This window comes from Streptococcus oralis ATCC 35037, assembly GCF_900637025.1.
Lineage (GTDB): Bacteria > Bacillota > Bacilli > Lactobacillales > Streptococcaceae > Streptococcus > Streptococcus oralis.
Map to the genome: position 1 here is coordinate 1248325 of NZ_LR134336.1, position 20809 is coordinate 1269133.

Genomic DNA, 20809 nt, shown 5'->3' on the forward strand with positions numbered 1-20809 from the left:
ACCTTGGGTTTATTTGGGGTGTCCCGTTCGGTCATTTCGAGAAACCCTTCTCTTTTTTTGATTGTGCATCTGCTTTCAACTCCTGCTTGTGATCTTCGACAGCCTGCTTGCTCTGATCTTGAAACTTCTCTAGTTTTTGTTCAAAACTACGCTTCGTTTGTTTCTCCTGACTCAATCTTAATTGTTCCAATGCTTGATCCATCCGAACCATTAAACTTTTAGCTTCTTGTTGGACAATATCCAACTGTGCTTCTAAATCAGCAAGTGTCTCCTTATCTGCAGACCATCCAGATAGATAGTTAAAGGAATACTCTGACGTATCAATACCATAGTATGAAGAAACGACATAAGCGACACTTTCAGCCTGGAGTTCAGCGGTGCTTCTAGTTAGATTTTCCTTTTGAGGATTATCTGCATGATGCAACTCTGCATGAGCCATTTCATGTAAGAAAGTTTTAATAATTTGAGCCTTGTTCATCTCATTACTACGTAAAACAATTTGATTTTCTGGGACAGAATAATATCCATGTTTATTATTTTCCATCTCTTCAAATCGAACCGATACATCATTTTCTTTTGCAATAGCCATTAGGGCACGGTAAAGATTTGCATAGTCCAAATCAGTCAGCTGTTCTTTCACTTCTGCAGCTTTTGGCATCTCCTTTCCTTCTGTCTGACTAACATCAAAAACTGGTACCAAACCAAAGAATGTAACTGTTTCTGGTTTCCCATTTTTATCCAATATTGGTTGGTTATTCTCATCCTTTTTGATCTTCGTCATAGGTTTAAAAATACGTAAAGCCTTCTCACCTTTTTTCACATAGCGACCAAAGTTTTCTTTCCACTGCTTGAAAGAAGCTACTTGCCTTGCTTCAGGATTTTGTGCAAGAATTAAGCGTAAGTTGCGATTAGAATAATTATTTAGTTGGCTCATTTTCGTTAGATAGTCTTTGTACTTATCTGAATCCAGAAACTCCTTAATCCCTTCTTTAAAATGACGACTTAATCCTGCCATATCTTTATTTTGAATAAAATCTACGACTGCAAGACTGCCAGCTACTAACACAACTTCGTCCGCTTGTAGACTCTCCTCGCCCTCTGGTTTAGAACCTGGTTTCGATCTAAAATCATACGGATTCGTTCCCTGAAGCAACTCCTCCTCATCAGAAACACCATCAGCATCCGCATCATGTTCCAACTCCTGCTTGTTGTAGCCTTGTTCTTCTAGTTTGATTTCTTCCTCTTGTGATTTCTCAAATTCTTCTCGGACTGTGGAGATCGTTTGTTCAACTTTTTCTGATAAACCTTTGATTTCTTTTTGCCATTTTTCAATAAGGGCCAATTGTTCCATAGGTGAGTCTTTGACTCCCAACTTCTCAAACCAAGCAGATAGATTTTCGACCTCAACACTATCCATTCCATCAAAAGAGATAAATCCAAGGCGACCATCATGACTACTATCTGTAAATCCAATTGGACTATTTTCCAAATCTCCAAATGGGAGTTGGGATAAAAGTTGATCTGCGTAAAGAGTATCTTCTAAAGCGTAACTGAACTGAGAAATATCTAACTCACTCGCCAATCTCTCCAGATGATACGGAGTGAATATGGCCCCATCTATCTTCATCAATTCTGGGTACTCTCTCATTTCTCGTGTTCCAAGTCTTTCTTTGTGAGCGATTGGGTTAATCTCATTCCCAATATCGTAACGGATGCCATCCTGGATCAGTTCACCATCGGGAGCGTAGATACTAAACTGGATCTTAGTTGGAGAGATGTAACCTTCTGGGCGACCATCAGTCACTTGTTTTAGTCCTTCCTGATGTAACGGATAGAAGCTCTGATTGGCCTTGTAAAGCTCTCTAGCAAAATCTTGATAAGATATCAGATCTGTTTCTTTAAAGGGCAATTTAGGCCCATCTGGGCGCTCCTCAGCCCATTGAAGGCGTACATGGTAGTTTTCTTTATAGATATCATCTTGTTTCCATTCTTTATAAAAATCTGAATTTGTGTCTAGAAGATGATCTTCTCCAGCTGCAGCAACAATCTGGTCAAATTTATCATTGTACCGTTTCGCATAGTCAAGATACTGATTCCAGGCTTGATGAAATTCTTCTGGAGTTTTTGAGATGTCACCTGGCACACCTAAATTATAGACAGTATCTAAGACTTGAGTAAACATAGCCGAATCAAGTAGTGGGCTATTCAGTGTGTTCTCAGGAGTTATTTGTTCAATTCCCTTAGTTGTATCAGGCTTGATTTCTTCAAACAAGCCATCTTTCAAAATGGTTTGCAACTCATTTCCTCTATCCTTGACATAATCCTCATTGATAGACAACTGTTCAATATTACCATCACGTTCACGAAAGACAGCAAGTATAACTTTTTCCTTAGTTTTCTCTACATCAACTTTTAGATCTCTCTTGATTTTCATGAGAGATGCAGGGACATGTTCTTCTCCTATATCTTTGAAAAGAAGCAAGAAATCCTCGTCTTTACTCTTGATAGCTTCTGAAAAGTTAAGTCGTTGCGCAATTCTCACTTCGTCTAAGTTATCCAAAACAAACGATTTAGGATCAAGAATATCCTCTAACATAGGAATAACTTGTAATTTTTCTTTTAGACTATTACTAACCAGTATTTGATTATAGTCTCCCCTTCCCTCAGCAAAATCGACTACAAAATCTCCAGCATTCCTACCTGGAACAACTGGCCTGATTCCTGTTAAGTGTAAAAAGTTTTCTCGTTTAAAATTAACATCTAGCAAACTCACCTCTCCATTATTGGAATAGAAATAATAGATTTTACTATTCGCTAATTCCTCTAAATACCATTGAGATGATTTCTGAATAGAACCAGCGTACTGATTCATTCTTTTCAAATCATCAGATGTAATTGGATGGTATTTCGATTGTCTTCGTTGCACTTCCTCAAAAGTTGTGCTAAAATGTAAGTAACGATAGGGTGATGTCGGGTGACTGGCAACAGTTTGCTCAAAGGTTGCTGATAATTCAGCTTCAGGTTCGGCACTGCCTACAGCATCATGCTGTGAATAGCCCTCTCCACCACTGGCCCTATCATTCATTTGCTCCTGAGAGTTCTCAGGAGCTTTTTCTGTGCTCTGAATTTGTTTTTTAGGCTCCCTACCATCTCCAAGAGGATTGGAAGGTTTTTCATAGGTCACTGTTTTGTCCGAATCAATAACCATTTGTTTTCTAGACTCTACTGAAAACCCTATATTATTCCAGTTTTCCTTCAACCACGTTGCATCTTCAGGAGAAAGGTGGCTGGTATCAGGAAAGTGACTTGATGATTGAATTTCCTCAGCCTTTTCCAGTTGCTTGGTCTGCTTCAGAATCTCATTCCAGTCTGTCTTCTCCTGGCCTTCACGTTTTGGTGGTCTTGCATCTATAACTGGAATTTTCTTCTCACGTAGTTTGGTGATAAAATCTGTACCTGCTTTATCACGATCAACTGCCAGCGTGATGAGAGCATCGTATTTGTTATCTTGGAAAAGTGTAGAGGTTTCTGCTGCAACAGATAGGAATCTCGAGGTACGTGTTAGTTCGCTAGACTTGGTATAATCCCTTTCATCCATCGCAATCTCCCCTCGATCCTGTAAAATTTCAAGAACATAGTGGGATAATACTCCCTCTTTCAATCCTTCCATCGCAACTAGTCGAACATCGTTTAATTCGCCCTTATGAAGCTCATAATAGCTCATAAGGTCAATTGGTGCCTCTGTCACAATTAAACGCTCAGGAGAGCCTATAGAAACGTTTAAGCCACTTATAGCCTCTGATTGATACATGATTTGTTTCAAGTAGCCCTTACCTGGATGACGTTCCTGATCAGGAACAAGTCCCTGAAGGCTCGCACCTACCAGTTGCTGATTTCTATCCAAGTATTTAAAAACTAATACATCTTCTATAACGCCCTCTTTGTCCTTACGTTTAGCTTGGGCTAATACTCCCTTCTCAAGGAAGAAGTCGATTGTATCATCAGAGAGACCTCTAATCTCCTTGAGATAGGTTCTCGCCTCCACAAATGGTTGTTCGTAAGGTGCTAGTGTATAGTTGAAAGGTTTACGTTCTTCCTCTACTGGTTTTGCTTCAGGAAAGGAACCTGTCTCTAAGAATACCATGGCTTCCTTATAGCTGACATTTTGCATTTGTTGCACGAGATTGATAGTATCACCAAAGAGGTTTTGAGAATACCAATGCCAGGTATTTTTCACAGTATCAATCTTAAACGAGTCATGCTCGGCCCAGTAATACTCTCGGTGTGACTTTCTCTTCATTTCCATTCCGAGACTACGAGCTACTTCTAAAATATCCAGCGATTTTGCCTGTGCTTTTGTTAAAACCATCCTGTTTCCTCCTCGACCAATTCCTTGAATAAAAGATAACCCTCAGGAGTTGCATCTAGTTCACTAACAACTATTGGATCTTCCTGATTCGTTGTCACAAAAAGATGAGGAGCTAATTGATAAAAACTCTCCTCATCTGCCTGTTTGAATAGCTGCCAAATAGCATATCGTTCTATGGCTAAATTCTCTAGCTTTAATGCTAGAACCTGCGAGATACTCTCCAGGTATCCTAATTGTGTTTTAGGTGTTTCCATCCTACTGTCCTTTCTGTATGTTAGGCCACGAATAATTCTTTTAGCTGCGGTGTCAAATCGTTGGCATATAAAAGCAAGCCATCGATGTCTGTTCCTTTTCGAGTGTATTCGTACCAGTTTTCTTTGTCTTCAGGAGAACTTGCAATCTCAGCCTTTCTAGGATGATCATAGACACTTGCTTTTTTATCTCTGAAGACATTCTGTTTAGAAATAAAGACCAATCCTTCTTCTACCCCAATTCTTGCGACTTCATCTGGAGTTAGAAGGGGACGGCCTTGAATTTGTTTATTTTCACTTGAGGATCCGTTCCGATAACTATGCGATTTTGAAGTGGAGCGAGTGCGTATAGTCTGCTTACCTGACCTTGTAGAATAGTATTCCATTGTATCCTTGTCATTTGTCCCTAAAAATAGGTGAGTAGCACAGTTATTAAAGATGGTCTTCCAATCGCTTTTATATAGTGATTCTAGCTGATTGACAGCTTGAATGATAATCTTAATAGACATCTCACGGCTACGAATAGAAGATAGAACCTGGGCGAAGTTTGGTATACGGCCAATTTGCGCAAACTCGTCGAAGATAAACTGAATGTGGCGAAGATTTTTTCTACTGTAGCCAGGTACTTTACCTTGCAGGATATCATCAGCCTTATGTGTAAGAACCTCAAATCCAATCGCAAACAAGATTGAGGAAAGAAAATTAAAGGCGTTATTGGTTTCAGGAATAGCAATAAAAACGGCTGTCTTTTTCGTATTCCAGGTATCCATTTCCATGGTATCCTCACTGATCAAGTTTCGTACATCTTCATGGTCAAAGATAGAATAGCGAGAAGACAAAATCGCTACCACACTGTTTCTTGTCTCACCTCTGAAGTTTTGGAATAATTTCCACTGTTTATAAGCATAGTTGTTAGGTTGATGTTCGTTCAGTTCTTCAAACATCTGCTCGACAGGGCTTGGTACATCTGGATCCTCTCGATACATATTTCTTAATAGATCCGCAACGTGACCCAGGTTTGGCATATATAACTGGGCTCCTGTTTCAGGATCCTTAGAGTCAAAATAAAGATAACCAATCAATGCACGTTGCAGCATCAACTCTGCTTGAACCCAGAAGTCTTCTCCAGTATGCTCACTCTTCTTTGTTCCCTCAGTAATTGCTTCAGAGATACGATCAATATCTAGCTCAGACTTCATGTAATGAAAAGGATTAAACCGATCTGAATTCTTGAGCCGAATCAAATCAAAGATTTTAACGGCATAGCCAGTTTTCTCAAGCATCTTCCCAACTTCGTGTACCAGGTTTCCTTTAGGATCCGTCACCACAAAGTTTGAGTTCATCTGCATTAAATTTGGCAATACAAAAGTAAAGGTTTTACCATCTCCTGGAAGACCAATGACAATCACATTTTTATTGAGCTGAACATTGTAGGCTAAGCGAAAGTTAAATAGGCCCATTTTGACCTGTTTTGAAAAAATCATATTCTTCTCAAAATCAACGTCTTCAAACCGTCTCATTTCCTTCAAAGTCGCAAAACGAGCACTACCTTGCTCTTCTCCCTGACGATATAAATTCTTATCCATAGAAGCATAGACAAGCATTGGGAGGCCGAATCCGATCAACCCTGCATATAAGGCTCCTGAATCAAAGAAAACACCGAAAGAGAAGCGTTCCCAGTGTTCTAGCAACCAACGAAGCCGCAACATTCCCATGAAAGGTACTGCTGCAGTCGAAAGTTGGTAGTAATGGTAAAAGGACTGGAAAATAACAAATGAAAATAGCCCCACCACCAGGTAGGGCCATATAGGTTTTCTAATCATCGTGCTTTCTCCTTACCAATATCCTTCGTAACTACTGGCATCATTCCCTTATAGACCTTATTTGTTTTATAGTAGTTGATTTTCTCTTCAGGAGTCATTTCATGTGGCTTCTTCAGAACCTTTTTCGCAAACTCTTCCAATTTTTCTGGGCTTTTCGTGATGTCTGCCAACATATCTTTGAGAGCCTTTTCTACCAGGGGACGATTTTTTGTTTCAAAGAAGAGATAGGTTGTACCATCTTTTTGATGATAAGTAAAACCTATCTTATACTCCTCCAGGTAATGCTTCAACTTGGCCAAGTGAACTTCACTATTTAACAACTTCTCGACATCTTTTTTTGATTTGGTGGCCATAAAATCATTAAAACGTGTCTCCCCTTCAAAAGTTCGATTTGCCGCCTTATGTTGTTTCTTGTCATAATGGGCTTTTGCGAGGGCATACAGAGCTTGTATCGTCATCTCCAGAGTAACTTTTCCTTTTAAAGCCAGAGAATGACTGACTTTTTCTTGATCCATGTAATACCTCCTTTATTTTGGATAATTGGATAGTTCTGGCTTAGCAATAACCTGGAATCCGTAAGGCGCTGAAGGTTCTTCCTTCACAGTAACTACCAAGCGTTTCTGACTTCTGTTCTCACCGTCTTTCACGGCCACTACATAGGTTAGCTGATAAGTTGTTTCATCAACAATCAAGCTAGATTCCAAAATCACAGACTGCAGTTGACCTGCTTGTCTATCTATCGTTAATTGAGGAGCTACGAAATCAGTCATTTTCCCTTTATCAGAGTAAAGGGCTGGCAAAAAGTAACGTGAAAAGGCATCTAGTTCTCCTGTTTTTGACTGAATAGTTTTTAGATTTGAAAGTTCCTTGGACAAGGCCGAGAGTTGCTTTTCTTGATAGTAAACTAGCGTAAGGGATAAGCCAGCAAGTGTCAGACTTCCTACTAGACCAAACAACACCAGAACTCTTCCTAAATACACCCAAAAAGAGCGTTTAGAAGAGGTTCGAGGTTTGGGAGTTTCATGTTTCAAGGAAGTGGCTTTAGCTTTCTCTTCAGGAGTCTTCTCTACATGTTTTGTTTCAGGCTGGCGCTTAAAGAAAGAGTTTTTTGCTTCTTTTGCTGGGGCCTCCTGGTGATTCAACGTACCAGGCTTCAGGAAGAGGCTATCCACAATTCCCTCAAACGGCAAATAGACATCTTCTTGGTAGATCACTACATTCTTTTTATCCAGTTCCTCTACCAATAAAACGGCCTCTGCCCCCTCATGCTTAACCTTGGCATTTTCTCGCTCCAGGGCTTGATACACAAGGTCTCGATTCTTATACGTTGTGGTCGTGTTTTGTGTCAGATTGGTTAAACGGTACATGTTTTTCAGATCCTTTCAATTTTCCTTCAGCAAGAGCTGTTTCAATATCAGCCCAGGTTAAATTATGTTCGGCCAAGTAGTTTGACCGTTCCTCATGTTTGGCCAGAATGATTTGAGTTTCTAGCTGCTGCAGCTTCTCTTCTTCCTTCTTGGCCTTGGTCATATAGTCAGCTAAGCGGTCTTCCGCTTTCTGTTTTTGTTTTTCCAAAGTTTCTAATTTTGTCATTGTTCCTTTTTCCCTTCTGTACTTTGTGTTTGGTTAGTGATTGGTTTGTTTAACGATGGAATACTCGCCTTTTCGCTGGCGTTCAAGCTGTCCACAATCAAAATGGGGTCAATATGATTTACCAGGTATTTCCCATCTTGCTTGCTGAAGCGAATCCGTATGGTTCTTGAAGATCCTACGTTTGTTTGGGCGTTAGTATAATCATACTTCTTCTGTAACTGTGTCTGAGTGTATCTCACTTGAGCTAAGGCAACATTATTTTCTTGATCGATGTAGACGATAGCAGACTTCATCTGTGTATCCACTACATAGCCCTTATAGGTTTGTACCGTTGGTTCTTCTTCAGAGTTCACTTCCTGATTGTAAGCAGCTTCTGTCATATAGGGCAAATAGCGATTTCTATTTTCTCCAAGATCTTGCTTATTGAAGTAAGCTGTCAAAAATTCCTTCACATATTCTTGCGTTAGTTCGCTTCCCTCTGCTTTGGTTTCTTGTTGCGTGGTTGCAGCTTCCTGCTTAGCTTTATTTTGCGCTGAAGTTGCTGCACCAATCCAGAATACGAATCCTAGAACTAGCACAACTCCTATAAGGATTCCACCTATTTTAAGGAGTTTCAATTTCTCCATATCTATCATTTTCATGATTTACCTTCTTTCTTTTTTAATTCGGTGTTGCAAACGAATAGTAGTAAGCTGGATATAGGACAGAAAAATGTACCTTATCCTGTACTCCTTGGATATTACATTCTGAAACGAGGAATGAACCGTCTGGATTCACAGCTTCCACAATCGCAACATGGCCGTATACATCTGGTGTCCCACCAAATCCACCTACTACTGATACAACAGCTCCTTTTGTTGGAGTTGTACTATACCGCCATCCTTTTGCAACTAGGCTTGCCACCCAATCCTGACCATTACCAAGGTAACCATAAGCTCCTGATAAGTCTGTAATCGTTCCTAGTTCAACTAAACGATTATAGGCATACCAAGTACATTGTCCCACTTCATAACCGCTTCCTTGTTGTGTAGTCATAGAAGCTTGTGTAGGAGGGTGCTCCACTTTTGACTGATACTCGGCAGGGAAATTCCAGGAAGATGCTAACGCTCCACCTCCTCGAACTTGTTGTGTGAGAAAGGCATGGATCTGTTTAGCATTATTCTGGCGCTCTAAGACCTTATCTCCAGAGTTCCCTTCCCAGTTAACCAGGAAACGCTCTGTAAGTGTCTCTACGTTTTCTCTGCTGGTTAGAATCGATGTCAGTTCAGTGATGTAGTAAGGAGTATCTCCCTCTAACATAAAGTCTAACTGCAGTTCTAAATCGTACCACTTTTTATTTTTTGATTTTGCATAATTCAATAATAGAGTGTGCCTAGTGGAACCATCCGCTGTATCTGTCCACTGACCTAGCCCTAAACCTCGATGGAGAATATTTGGGTATCTTCCGTTATAAATAGCGGGTCCAGAAATAGCTAACCAGGACTCATCATCCCAGGAAGAAGAGTCAGCCCCTACTGGTGGGCTAAGATAATCTCCTTCAGCACGTTTGGGATTGATATTACTTTCTGTTGCAAAATTTCCAAGCATGGCTGCCAAACCATTATCTGTCAGCCCTGGTACCTTTTGCTTCAAGTAGTCTTTTATCGCTCGTGATTTTTGTCCTAAATCACCAGCAAGTGTAGTAATGACTGAGGTTGTCTGATTGTACGTGACAGATTGAAAGTAAAAGCCTGGATTGACTGATGTCCACTTTTCTTTCTTATCCTTTGTCTCTTTTTCCTCCAGTTTTTGATACTGAATGACCTGGTAACCATTTGCCGTTACCTTCCCAACCTCGTCTCCAGCTTTGACCTGATCACCGTCAGAAACACGGATATTTCCTACCTCTTCATAAGTAAAGATGGCTTTATCTGTTTTGATGGATACAGTAGTATCATCTGTCACACTGACTTGACCGTCAATAGGAGCTCTTAGAGCTTGTCCTGTTGAAGCTTTTAGTTGTGTTTTCTCATAGATTTCACTCTTAGAGGTATAACCAAACCGCTTCAGGATAACTAAAGGGGCTTGATAAGAAGGATCGTCCTCCTGGTAAAAAGGGTTAGCTAGTTCTTGATAAGAGGGGTATCGACCAACCTCTTTAGTCAACTCCTCTAGCTCTTTATACTCTTCCAGCTCGCTATCACTCAACTTAGCCCACTTTAGTTCTGATGAGGGGCCATATAAGTCAACCATCTTTTTCAAGTTGTGAGGGTCATCATTCAAATGATTCCAAAGATCATTCAAGGCATCAGAATAGTGATTAAAACCTAACGCCCCAGCCCATTCACCACCAGTCCCCTCATTCCAGTTACTTTCTGGTTTCCAATCGCTACCGTAGCGAAAGTTCATGAAAAAGATCATGTCATCGATGTTTGTCCAATAGTCTACCTTATCATTGGACTTCTCTCGATCTCGTTTACTGATTTGAAGCCAGGATTTGTTCAAGTCAAATTCATTTTGTTGGACTGGACCACTTCCTCCAAAAACAGACATAAATATCCCAAATACTGCAAAGATGAGAAACATTAAGAAATAGGACTTGACAGCTAAAGGATTTGTTAAAATCGAACGTAGTATTTTTGACGAAAACTTTAAGACTTTTCCTGTACGTTTTGATGCCTTCCCAAACTTTGAACGTCCCAGTCGCTTTTTGGCATGTTTCATTTTTTTGCTGAGTTTTCCTTCCCAGGAGAACTCTTTTGGTGTTCGAGTATACCCTCGCCCTCTGATGAAATTATAGCTTCTATTGAGCTGGCCATAGCTATGATTGATTGAATACTTGGATAATTTTCCTACAGCATTTAACGCTCTTTTAGAGGCGTTTACCTGGTACTTAAATTGACGAATATTTTGCCTCGCCTGAACCCAGTCTCCAAGAATCTCATTATCTCTGACCGTTTTCTCAACGTCGTGTCTCACTTTCATTCGGGCGCTTTGTTTTGCACGTTTCTTCAGTCGGTTAGGGATATAACTGTCATCAGCCTTTTTAGCTCGTTTATAGAGCGTTGTGGCAATTTGTTTTTCCAACTTTGCTCGATCACGTTGTTGCTTAAAGAAAAGACCTCTAGCTGTTGCTTGAGGTCCTTTATGTAGTTTATAATTTTTGTTCGCTAAGCGATAATTCTTCTTAGCTTCTTTAAATGCAACTTTTGAGTCTAAACGTGCTTCTTTAGGATTTTTTTCTGCATTCTGGGAGGATCCTTCTTTGATTCTCCGCTTACGCTCCTGTTTTAATTGATTGGGATCACTTTCAAACAAAAGAAATCACCTCTCTTTCTAATTTTTAACTATCCGTCGCAACCAATTGATACAGTTTGGTATCTTTAGGGATAGGATTTTCAAATGGAACAATCGTATCTCCAGCCACAATCAAACCTGTACCTTTTGCTTTTGGTCGCAAAACAAATCGCTCCAGTGAAGGTGTAAGAGGAATTACCTGCTCCAGGGCTTCTAGGTCTGTCCTCTTCAGCTTCAGGAGGGCTAAAAACTCACAGTTTGCGACTAGCTTTCTACCTTCCTCTGTAGATAAAACAGTCTCTGGGTTTTGTGTAATCCCTGTTGGAATAGCCCCGTACTTACGAATACGTGAGTATAGTTCTGTAAAGAAGGTTGCTTGCAGCTTATTTTTAAAGTATAGCTGCAACTCATCAAAGTACAGCCATGTAATAGCTTTCCCTTGATTATTGACTACCTGGTTCCAGATAAAGTCCTGAATCACCAGGAGGGCGAATGGCTTCAATTTCCCACTCAACTGCTTGAGATTGAAGATAATAAAGCGACTATTCATATTGACATTTGTAGGGTGAGCAAAGATATCGTTTGAGCCGACAGTATAAGGTTCTGCCTTCAGCGCCAGCTCCTTGGCTACATCTTCAGGTTGACGTTCTAAAACAGCTTGCCAATTCTTAAATGTTGGTTTTTCAAATTCCTCATAAGTCTTTCTCGTTACACGGTCAATCATCGCAAATTCATCGTCTGATACTTCAGAGAATATATTCTCAAACAAGGTTGATAAGAGGTTTGATTTTTGGCCAATCGGGTCACTATCTTCTGCCTGCAGTTTATCCTTATCAGGGAGATCCAATAAGTTAAAGTGATGTTGCGATCCAGGAGCGATTGTGATAATTTCTGCACCCAATTCTCGGCCAATACCAGTGTACTCATCTTCAGGATCGACAATAATAATATTATCTTCAGGGTAACGTAGAGTCGTAGGAATAATCTCTCCTCCTTTAGCAAGAACTGACTTTCCTGATCCTGAATTCCCAAAAATACAACCTGAACCTGTATTCAAGTCTTTCTTACGATCAACTGTGATTGCGTTCTTAGATAGCTGATTCTGGCCATAATAAATTGCACGTGGACTGCTAGATCGAAGATCTACGTTGGTAAATGGGACTTGTGTGGCCAAGTTACTGGTAGTCATATCTCTCATAAAACGGCGTTTTACGTTGATAAATGGAATCCCAATCGGTAGAATCGTATTCAAGGATTCTTCCTGGTACAAGTAACACTTATCCAGTTCTACCGTATTCTTACGGACAGATCGTTGAACCTGCTCAGTGTAGATATTCAACTCTTCCAGAGTGTCAGCCATGAAGAAAACTGTCATCACACCTGAAAACATTTTTTGGTCATTGTCCTGGAGTTCTTCAGTCCATTTCTCTGTTTCACGAGATGTCTCCACAGCCTTCCCACCAACAGCCAGGTCACTTCCATAGCCTTCTTTTGCGGCAGCCTTCTGACTTTTGATCATTTCCCTACGTACACTTGACTTAACTGTCTTGATTTTCTTCAGGGCATCTGCAGTATCATAGGGCTTCGCATGCAGACTGATAGCCAGTTCAATTCCTGTATCCAGGATATTCTTAATCAGTTTGTCATTCAAGAAGGTAGGATATTGTCTAACATACATCACCCTTGCGAAACAATCATCAATTTTCATATGATCTTTTTCAAACTTCAGATAGTTTGGAGCTACAAAGTCCCTGGTAGATAATCCAGAAATAGCGATGTCTTCATAGTTAAAATCAATAAAACCTTCTCGCCTCAAGAGTTTTCGGAAGATAAGAAGACGATCTAATCCCTCTAACTCCTTAAAGGAGATTCCTAAGCCACTGTATTGACTTTCAATAACGCTGGCTGTATCATCAAGAATTCTTCTAGCTTGATGATCCTGGTCTGTTTGGGTAGTAATCGTCAGATATTTTTCTACCTTGAAGGTATTTTGTTCCTGAGAAAAACGATCATTGATCATCGCATTGTATTCTTTACGATAATCGTCATATCCATCTCCAACTAAATCATAGCGGATAGAAGATAAGCTATTGCTTTCTACTCGACGATTCAGGATCAATAGCTGCATATCATTGTCAATATCCAGCGAATTAAAAATATCAGCGTTTGTTTCAATGATATCAATTCGCTCATCATCTGTTGCAGTAATATAGCTTGTATCACCTAGGCGATAGGTCTTTGAAAATTGATCATTTGTAATTTTCATGAGGCCATCAGGCATCAACCATTGATAATTAAGACTATTCTGTGTAGATGCCGTCATGGTACGTCTTAGACGTTTGGCCCGTTCCCGTTCCTCCTTAGAGAGTTTCGAGGTTTTCTTTCGGCCGAATAAATTCATTTCTTGTGTATTCCTTTCTGTCATAATCTGTCTGATAAGAGCGTTCCTGCTTGGTTAACATGAAACGAATATTATCTTTAATTTTTTCATCAAAATAACACCCGAAAATAACAAAAGGCGCTAATAACAAAATATCAACGCCATAAAGAATAGTATCAGGTGCCTTCAGCCAATAGAGGATGGTTGTGACAACTACTGTCAATGCGATACCAAATAGTAGCACTAACTGTCTCAGTGTCATATACCCTAAAACTGGCCTTTCGTAGCTATCTAAAGCCTTTAAAAATTCACTGCCTAAACGTGTCATTCTGTTCCTTTCTTTCCATTATCTGGGCCGTAAAAGGTATCTACAATTCCTGCAGAGCGTAAAGCAGATTCCAATGCCGATCTCGCTAGCTCAGAAGCTGCAATACCTCTTACCTTCAATTCCCATAACTCTTCCTCTTTTTCCTTAATTAAATTATCCATCCAAGCATTGTCTTGCACAAGCTCATCTCGCCGTTGCTTGAGTTCTTCTAAATTCATACTTTATCCTTTCCATCAAAAAAACAGCTCTTCTTTAGAACTGTTTCATTACCTACTATTTTTATTTATTGAGAAGTCTTTGCCAGAACGATCGTTTTTGTAAATACTCTATCTTCTCTTCTGCTACATTTTTCAGTCTACGTAAACGTTGTGATTCATTGGTTAGACGTTGATTTTTAGAGATAATTTCTCCTTTTTCCTGCTTCAATCTTTGTTTATCTGATTCTAGTTTTTGATTATCCTTTTCTAACTTCTTGTAATACTCCTCCTCTTCGTGATAGTTTCTCAAGATTGTTTCGGCTTGCTTAATTTCTTTTCTCAGCTGGTTGACTTTCTCAGTTTTTTGATTGAAGTTCTCTTCCAACTTCTCAATTTTTGCCTGCAATTCCTGACACTGTTCCTCATAAGTTTTCAAAGTTTGGTACTTCCTTTCATTATCATCTAAAAAGACAAATGCTTCTATGTGGTATTTATCAAAATTCCCATACAGTTTATAGTTTGTTTCCTGATAAACTTTCCTCACTCTATCAGCAACACTTTTAACCTGTTCTGGTGAAGTAAATTCTTCAGGTACATAAATCTTAGTAGACTTAGGGAAATGAGCCTTGGCTTCAAACAAGGGAATGCCTTCTTTAGCTAATTTTATCCGTTTAACAGGTTCTGGTCTACTCGTTTTATAAAATTCAATACCCAGTTGACCATTTAAACGGTAGTATTCAGAATAAGGATAGGTCTCATCAATATCAATCAAGAGCTTTAGAATAACAAAGTCTTCATCTTCAAATACTATCCGTTGCATCGGAGAAATAGCTTTAGGAAAAATATAAGCCGTATGATTGTCATATTCAATCTGAAATTTCTCAATAGTCTTGAAAGCCTCGATAAAAGCATTCAGCTCAGAGGAATACTCAAAGCTACTTTGTAATCCCTTTAATGGGCTCTCTTCACCTGGATAGTAACTAAAATATGGTTGACCTACATAGCGACCATCTTTTTTCTGGCTACTTCTTGGATTAACCTTGAGATCCGTTTCCAAATCAAAAAGAGTCGCCTGTTCTTTTGGCGTCGTAATAATTTGTGCTCGCCCCTTTAGAGCGAGTGCTTGAAAAGCATTCACAATCTCTTCTTCTCCGGATTCTTTCCGCCATACTGCATAAAACTTCGAAACAGCCATACCATCTCTCCTTCAGCATTCTCTCTTCATTATACCATAATCTAGTTCACCTGCATGATATTTTTGGCCATTCGTTGGCTACCAAATATCATGACAATGTAAATAATTCCTTTTGCGATTGCTACGAGTGCAGTTATAAAAGCTCCAGTATTGCTAAGTGTCAATAAATCATTCGTGACAATGGCTGGGTAAAGCATGATTACAACCACTAGAATCAATCCCTGAAGGACAGCAGCAGCATAGAGCTTAAAGAAACCAAGGCAGATCGGGCGTAAGCTATCCACCATGTAACAAGCGACAATAATTTTAGCGATTCCCTTATACGTGTAAAGCGTAAAGGAGCGTAACAAGATCAACAACTTAGTCGATATCTGACCGACAAAATCAACAACCGCATAAACAATTTTAAAGAATGATTTCTCAATCATACCCAAACCTTTAAAATCTGGTGGCTCAGAACTGAAAGGATCTGTAGCATTCTTGGCTACTAACTTAATGATAACATTGAACAACCATGACAAGGCATCAAAAATCGCATCCACATAGAGGATAAAAAAGAGCGCAATAGCATATTTGAGGATTTCTTCAATCCAAAGCTGAAAAGACAGCTCCCCACCATTGCTTTTAAGTTGTTGGTGCCAATTCATGAGGTTGATCCCCATAAAAAGGAGAAGAAGCAAAATTGCTACCTTCTCCATCGACCCCGAAATAGTTTCCATCAATTCATAGGCTGTCGCATTATAGTCTTTCAGACTCATGGTTAGTTGATCAAGTGTGGATTGGTCCATAAAACCACCTCCTCTTTCTTCTTCATCCTAACCAAGAGATTGAAGACCTGTTGCTAAAGCTGTAAAGAGGGCTTTTAGAACGGCACCTAAAAGTGCACCTAGTATCAAACTTTGGATTCCTTTATCCTTCTTATCATCCAATTCACGTTTGATTCCTACTGCTAAGTCCCAGGCACCCCAAGCGGCCCAACCAATACCGATAATCCCACCGATATTCCCAATTTTGTTAATAAAATCTACAACTGCATCCATTATTTTTTCTCGCTTTCTTTTATAAAAAAGGTACTAAGAAAATTCCTTAGCACCTACATTGTTTATTCAATACTATGTTTCATCCGTTGGACGAAAGGTTAGAGAGAGGGCTGTAATCACAGCTAAGACAACGATAATAGTTGTTTCCCACCAATAGTAGATGGGGACCTTTTGAGGAAAGAAAAAGTTAGTCATAAGCCAATCTAACTGCTTCTCTACATCTGCAGAGGGACCTGATTTTGTTATCCAAAAATATATTTCCCAAAAAGCAGCATAGCCTAGGACAACTACAATCTTAAATACTACCCATCCAATTGCTGTCGCAATCAAGCTTTTAATCAGATTGAAGATAAAGAGGAGAAACATGAGTGGAGTCGCAACCATCAAAACGGCAGCTCTCGCAATTACACTCGGTAGGTTCTTTATTCCTAACCAGGTGGCTTTCCCTAGCCAACGTAGACCTTTTTTCCACTTCTTCTCTTCAGGTTTGGTGACTTCTGATTTTGTTTTAGTCGGGGTATAGTATCTATATCCACTTCTAGTCACATGTGCATCCATTTTTGTGTCCTTTCTCATCTCTCTTCCCCCTCTTTTTTATGGGTTCATTATACCATAGACGAGGGGGAATTTCTAGATGTTCTATTTTTTATACTTACGAAGCCCTGCTCCTGCAAGACTCAACAATCCCATAATCATTCCTACAACTGGAAGCATACTGCTTGCTGTTCCTGTATTTGGCAGTGATTGTTTTGGTTTTCCTGGTTCTTCAGGTTTAGGCTGCTCAGGAGTATGAGTTACAACTTTAGCTTCCATTTCTTGACCATTAACAATATTTACAAATGTATTTTCAACATCACCACTTGCAATACGTTCGACTTCGATATAAAAATCAACGTCAAACGTACCTTTAACTCCTAGAGAGTTCAAAAACTCTTTGTCAATAGTGTAAGCCCACTTACCGTCTTTTTCGTTCCATGTGACTTTAACGATTTTCTTAATAAAGTCAGAGTTTGTACTCTCATTAAACTCAAATTGGAACGCATAAGTAGAACCTTTAGCAATCTTGTCTCCTGCCTTAACCACTTTACCGTCAGACAAGACTACATCATAAGGAAGAACCAGGTCTTTTTGAGCAAGGTATTCTGTCCCTCGAATAATACCAGACCAATTACCCGTATATCGATCATGCTTCAAGTCAAGCATATCAATACCATCATATTGGAAGAGGCTATCGTGTTTACTAGGGACGGTTACGCCATCGAGTAGATAGCGGATGTATTGGCCAATCTGTACTTCTTGGCCATCCAAGACTTTTTTATTATCCTTTTGATCCAGGGCATGTTTCTCTGGATTCACATCAGGAACCGAGACAGTGACAAGTTTTGATTGATAGCCATTGCCAAAGTCGATTTGCTTAAAGCTATTCTCAACTTTCTCCCCTGCTTTAACCAGGAGCTTAGCTGGAAGATCAATCGTCACGTTTTTATTTTGCTTCACGTAATTGTTGTAGAAGCTCGCAGAGTCTTTCGGTGTCCAAAGGTAGAACTCACCTTTAGGGTTCAAGTTCAATTCCTTCAGGATTTTATTGATTGCATCTGTACGACCTGCATCTGAGAGCACATGGTACATAGTAAAGAGCGCTTTAACGTCTTTACCTGCAGCAGTCATCTTGATCTTGCTGTGGTCAACTGTGAAGGCATTGTCTTGAACGTCATCCAGGATAGCAAACTTCTTACCAAGTACCTGCGCTGAAGCAAGAGTTTTGGTGTATGGACTGTAATCTGTTGTCAAACGGAAGGTCACGTTGCGATCAAACGTTGTCGCACCGTTTATATTCTTACCAGAACGATCCAGAACAGCTTTGACTGGTTTTGGTGGTCTCGGTGTGTAGTTGGTAACAGTATTTGAGTACACCTCGTAGTTATTCACTAACACTTTATAAGTGTTGTCATAGAATCCTTTATCATAGATTGGCTTCCAAGTAATCACAGGAGCTTCTAAGCGTTTCCCTTCGTAGGTTGCAGTAAAGGTATAAGTGTTCTTTCCTGCATCATAGGCAACGCCCCAACCCGCTTTCTCTGTAGCTGCCTTTGTGACAGCTACATCAGGAACAGCACCAGCTTCGAGTGGGTCAATGATGGTAATCTTGTCACCTTTTTTCAGGTTCGCATAGACATTATCATGGGTCAATGTATAGGTCTGAGTAGAGTTTTTAGCAACTGTTTGGCCATCTGTGTTGGTCTTATCTGTATCTGCTACAGATTTGCTGACAACTGGCTTATACTGTAACTTATAACCGTGATAGCTTGCGGATAACTTATGATTTTTAGTTTCAGATAGAGTTTTAAGAGCCAAGGTTGGCTTAACCGGATTTTTCGCTTTAACCAATTCAGCTGATACAGGTTCAGTCTTAACTGGCTTCACGGTTGTTTTTGTGATAGTTGCCGTAGCTGGAACTTCAACAACTGGCGTTACAAACTTCGTATTCAAAGCGAACCAATAGGTTTGGCCACTTGGACTATCTGGTCCATCCCATTGGATAAATTCGGTTGTGAAGGCTGTTCCTTCCTTGAAAACACCAAGTGCAGCGCCCTTGTATTGGTAAGGTGAGTCAGATGTATCCCAAAGATGCCCTACATCTTCTTGGCGGTTGTAGTCTTCCGCATAGACATAGCCATAATCTTTGTTTTCTGTAACAGTGGAGCCGTTAATTTCAACGTGAGTTCCGTTGATTGCTTTCGCACCTTCCCAACCAATACGATTGTGATTGAGTGAAGAATAGGTCAGGGTTGCAGGAGTCTTTTCACTTGCTTGGAAGGTTACTTCTTTCCCATCCACATTGTAGTAGTAGGTATCCGTAACCAAGAAATTCATGTAGTCCGCAGCTCCACCTGTTCCATCGTTACGAGCTACTACGAATCCTTCTGTTGGATCATTCAAGACATAGACATCATTCAATCCTGTCTTCCCTTGATTAAGAATCTCGAATTTTCGATGGATACGAGAAATATCATGCTTTTTACCATCTGCAGTTGAAACAGTCAAACCTTTCAGATTAGTGTAGTCAATTTCTGTTTTCCATCCAGTGCCAACATCCTTATATTTCAAGACCTTAGTCGAGTCAAGAATACGACCATATCCTGAAGAACCACTTGAGGAAGCAATATAACCTGTCGTTACTACTGTTGAACCTGAAGCAGATGACTTCACTGTTGCTTCAGGATTAGCTGATGCAAGACTGAGAGCCTGTAAGACAACCTCTTTTGTGTACCCTTCCGTACTTGTTTTAGCTTGAAGTTCATTGTATTTCTTCTGCCAGTCTGCTTGTGCTTTCTTAGCTTTGTCATAAGCTGCTTGGTTTTGTTTCCCAATTCGCTTCGCTTCATCAGCTGAAGAAACTTCCTGTGTTTTAGAAGTTAGAAGCACTCCAGTATTTTTCAGTTCGGTTGATTTGCGATCAGCATCTTGATTGACTTGATCACTAGCATTCTTCTTCTCTGTGTAGGCAGCCATAATCGCTTTGTTAAGCTCAACTTTGCCTTTTGCAGCTGCAATAGCCTGTTCGTTTTTCTTTTGTAGCGCCTCTACTTCTTTGACTGAAGAGACCGTACGTGTAACGGTTGCTTTAACGTCAACCTTTTCTTTCTTCAGCTGTTCAGATGCGCTTTCTACCGCTTTGTTTAAAGTAGTAGCTTGTTTAACAGTAGTATCATACTTAGATTTTTCACCCAGGTATTTTGTTACTGCTTGTTGGTTATCTGACAAGACCTGTTTAGCTGTTTGAGTAGCTTTCTTGTTTTGGTCTGCTGAACCATCTGTGGCAGTCGAACCGTTATTCGTTACAGTGACAGTTGTTTCCCCTTCATGTTTGGCTTTTTCTTCTGAAACAAATTTATTGTTAGCGTGAATAGCTTCCTGCGCTTCCTTGAAGGCTTCATTGTTTTGAACTTGTTTTGCAGTTGTAGCTTCAAGCCCCTTGACCTGCTTGTCCTGATCTTGCTTAATCTCAGACTTAGATTGTTCAAGACTAGATGAATTAGTGTCTGTACCTTTGTCAACACTTGGTGTTTCAGATACAACTACTCCAGCTTTTTTAGCCTTGTCAGCAGCCTTTGTGACTTCTGTATTATCAATTGCTACAGGCTGGATTCCTGTTGCTTTACCAGCTTGTGTAGCATACATGTTATTGTCATTCTTGCTTTCAGGTTGGACTGCTTCATCCGCAAATGCTGAACCTGCAGAGAAGGCTACAAAACCTGCAATTGCAATACCTGATGCTAAACCTTTAGCCCATTTTTTCTTACGGAAATATCCGTGTCCTTTTGTTTTTTCTGTCATATATGTCTCCTTTTCTTAA

Annotated in this window: 16 protein-coding genes; all 16 read right to left on the reverse strand. The window is 39.9% G+C overall.

Annotated features, from left to right (window positions below; all coding sequences use genetic code 11):
• Positions 1 to 31 precede the first annotated feature (31 nt).
• Positions 32 to 4369: a PBECR4 domain-containing protein gene (locus EL140_RS06300; RefSeq protein WP_000244580.1), complete on the reverse strand. Its 4338-nt coding sequence runs from the start codon at positions 4367 to 4369 to the stop codon at positions 32 to 34.
• Positions 4360 to 4623, reverse strand: a complete 264-nt coding sequence (locus EL140_RS06305) for a hypothetical protein (protein ID WP_000449752.1) — start codon at positions 4621 to 4623, stop codon at positions 4360 to 4362. Before EL140_RS06305 ends, EL140_RS06300 begins: the two co-directional genes overlap by 10 nt.
• A 20-nt stretch (positions 4624 to 4643) precedes the next feature.
• The gene (locus tag EL140_RS06310; protein WP_000619816.1) at positions 4644 to 6443 is read right to left on the reverse strand and encodes a VirD4-like conjugal transfer protein, CD1115 family; all 1800 of its coding nucleotides are present in this window, start codon (positions 6441 to 6443) and stop codon (positions 4644 to 4646) included.
• Positions 6440 to 6958: a DUF3801 domain-containing protein gene (locus EL140_RS06315; RefSeq protein ID WP_000371855.1), complete on the reverse strand. Its 519-nt coding sequence runs from the start codon at positions 6956 to 6958 to the stop codon at positions 6440 to 6442. The genes EL140_RS06310 and EL140_RS06315 overlap by 4 nt, the downstream gene beginning before the upstream one ends.
• Positions 6959 to 6970: 12 nt before the next feature.
• Positions 6971 to 7810: a hypothetical protein gene (locus tag EL140_RS06320; RefSeq protein ID WP_002875616.1), complete on the reverse strand. Its 840-nt coding sequence runs from the start codon at positions 7808 to 7810 to the stop codon at positions 6971 to 6973.
• Positions 7764 to 8036, reverse strand: coding sequence for a hypothetical protein (locus EL140_RS06325; RefSeq protein WP_000163604.1), 273 nt, complete (start codon positions 8034 to 8036; stop codon positions 7764 to 7766). The genes EL140_RS06320 and EL140_RS06325 overlap by 47 nt, the downstream gene beginning before the upstream one ends.
• A complete protein-coding gene (locus EL140_RS06330; RefSeq protein WP_000781851.1) occupies positions 8033 to 8677 on the reverse strand; it encodes a hypothetical protein in 645 nt (214 codons plus the stop codon). The genes EL140_RS06325 and EL140_RS06330 overlap by 4 nt, the downstream gene beginning before the upstream one ends.
• Positions 8678 to 8696: 19 nt before the next feature.
• Positions 8697 to 11333 carry a phage tail tip lysozyme gene (locus tag EL140_RS06335; RefSeq protein WP_000463019.1) on the reverse strand — a complete coding sequence of 879 codons (2637 nt, stop codon included), beginning with the start codon at positions 11331 to 11333 and terminating at the stop codon, positions 8697 to 8699.
• 25 nt (positions 11334 to 11358) lie between these two features.
• A complete protein-coding gene (locus tag EL140_RS06340) occupies positions 11359 to 13713 on the reverse strand; it encodes a VirB4-like conjugal transfer ATPase, CD1110 family (RefSeq protein WP_025169041.1) in 2355 nt (784 codons plus the stop codon).
• Positions 13673 to 14020: a PrgI family protein gene (locus tag EL140_RS06345; RefSeq protein WP_000197458.1), complete on the reverse strand. Its 348-nt coding sequence runs from the start codon at positions 14018 to 14020 to the stop codon at positions 13673 to 13675. The genes EL140_RS06340 and EL140_RS06345 overlap by 41 nt, the downstream gene beginning before the upstream one ends.
• Positions 14017 to 14238, reverse strand: a complete 222-nt coding sequence (locus tag EL140_RS06350; RefSeq protein ID WP_001047223.1) for a hypothetical protein — start codon at positions 14236 to 14238, stop codon at positions 14017 to 14019. The genes EL140_RS06345 and EL140_RS06350 overlap by 4 nt, the downstream gene beginning before the upstream one ends.
• A 61-nt stretch (positions 14239 to 14299) precedes the next feature.
• The gene (locus tag EL140_RS06355; RefSeq protein ID WP_000301175.1) at positions 14300 to 15412 is read right to left on the reverse strand and encodes a hypothetical protein; all 1113 of its coding nucleotides are present in this window, start codon (positions 15410 to 15412) and stop codon (positions 14300 to 14302) included.
• Positions 15413 to 15453: 41 nt separating this feature from the next.
• A complete protein-coding gene (locus EL140_RS06360) occupies positions 15454 to 16200 on the reverse strand; it encodes a hypothetical protein (protein WP_000372832.1) in 747 nt (248 codons plus the stop codon).
• A gap of 27 nt (positions 16201 to 16227) precedes the next feature.
• Positions 16228 to 16452 (reverse strand): hypothetical protein, encoded by a 225-nt coding sequence (locus tag EL140_RS06365; protein WP_000340303.1) that lies wholly within the window; start codon positions 16450 to 16452, stop codon positions 16228 to 16230.
• 72 nt (positions 16453 to 16524) lie between these two features.
• Positions 16525 to 17028 (reverse strand): hypothetical protein, encoded by a 504-nt coding sequence (locus tag EL140_RS06370; RefSeq protein WP_001224298.1) that lies wholly within the window; start codon positions 17026 to 17028, stop codon positions 16525 to 16527.
• 63 nt (positions 17029 to 17091) lie between these two features.
• A complete protein-coding gene (locus tag EL140_RS06375; protein WP_000137042.1) occupies positions 17092 to 20790 on the reverse strand; it encodes an SspB-related isopeptide-forming adhesin in 3699 nt (1232 codons plus the stop codon).
• Positions 20791 to 20809: the final 19 nt, after the last annotated feature.

Bases quoted from the DNA above. Each gene is read 5' to 3' on its own strand.
- EL140_RS06300 (WP_000244580.1), bottom strand. From the start codon at position 4,369: ATGGTTTTAACAAAAGCACAGGCAAAATCGCTGGATATTTTAGAAGTA.
- EL140_RS06305 (WP_000449752.1), bottom strand. From the start codon at position 4,623: ATGGAAACACCTAAAACACAATTAGGATACCTGGAGAGTATCTCGCAG.
- EL140_RS06310 (WP_000619816.1), bottom strand. From the start codon at position 6,443: ATGATTAGAAAACCTATATGGCCCTACCTGGTGGTGGGGCTATTTTCA.
- EL140_RS06315 (WP_000371855.1), bottom strand. From the start codon at position 6,958: ATGGATCAAGAAAAAGTCAGTCATTCTCTGGCTTTAAAAGGAAAAGTT.
- EL140_RS06320 (WP_002875616.1), bottom strand. From the start codon at position 7,810: ATGTACCGTTTAACCAATCTGACACAAAACACGACCACAACGTATAAG.
- EL140_RS06325 (WP_000163604.1), bottom strand. From the start codon at position 8,036: ATGACAAAATTAGAAACTTTGGAAAAACAAAAACAGAAAGCGGAAGAC.
- EL140_RS06330 (WP_000781851.1), bottom strand. From the start codon at position 8,677: ATGAAAATGATAGATATGGAGAAATTGAAACTCCTTAAAATAGGTGGA.
- EL140_RS06340 (WP_025169041.1), bottom strand. From the start codon at position 13,713: ATGAATTTATTCGGCCGAAAGAAAACCTCGAAACTCTCTAAGGAGGAA.
- EL140_RS06345 (WP_000197458.1), bottom strand. From the start codon at position 14,020: ATGACACGTTTAGGCAGTGAATTTTTAAAGGCTTTAGATAGCTACGAA.
- EL140_RS06350 (WP_001047223.1), bottom strand. From the start codon at position 14,238: ATGAATTTAGAAGAACTCAAGCAACGGCGAGATGAGCTTGTGCAAGAC.
- EL140_RS06355 (WP_000301175.1), bottom strand. From the start codon at position 15,412: ATGGCTGTTTCGAAGTTTTATGCAGTATGGCGGAAAGAATCCGGAGAA.
- EL140_RS06360 (WP_000372832.1), bottom strand. From the start codon at position 16,200: ATGGACCAATCCACACTTGATCAACTAACCATGAGTCTGAAAGACTAT.
- EL140_RS06365 (WP_000340303.1), bottom strand. From the start codon at position 16,452: ATGGATGCAGTTGTAGATTTTATTAACAAAATTGGGAATATCGGTGGG.
- EL140_RS06370 (WP_001224298.1), bottom strand. From the start codon at position 17,028: ATGAGAAAGGACACAAAAATGGATGCACATGTGACTAGAAGTGGATAT.
- EL140_RS06375 (WP_000137042.1), bottom strand. From the start codon at position 20,790: ATGACAGAAAAAACAAAAGGACACGGATATTTCCGTAAGAAAAAATGG.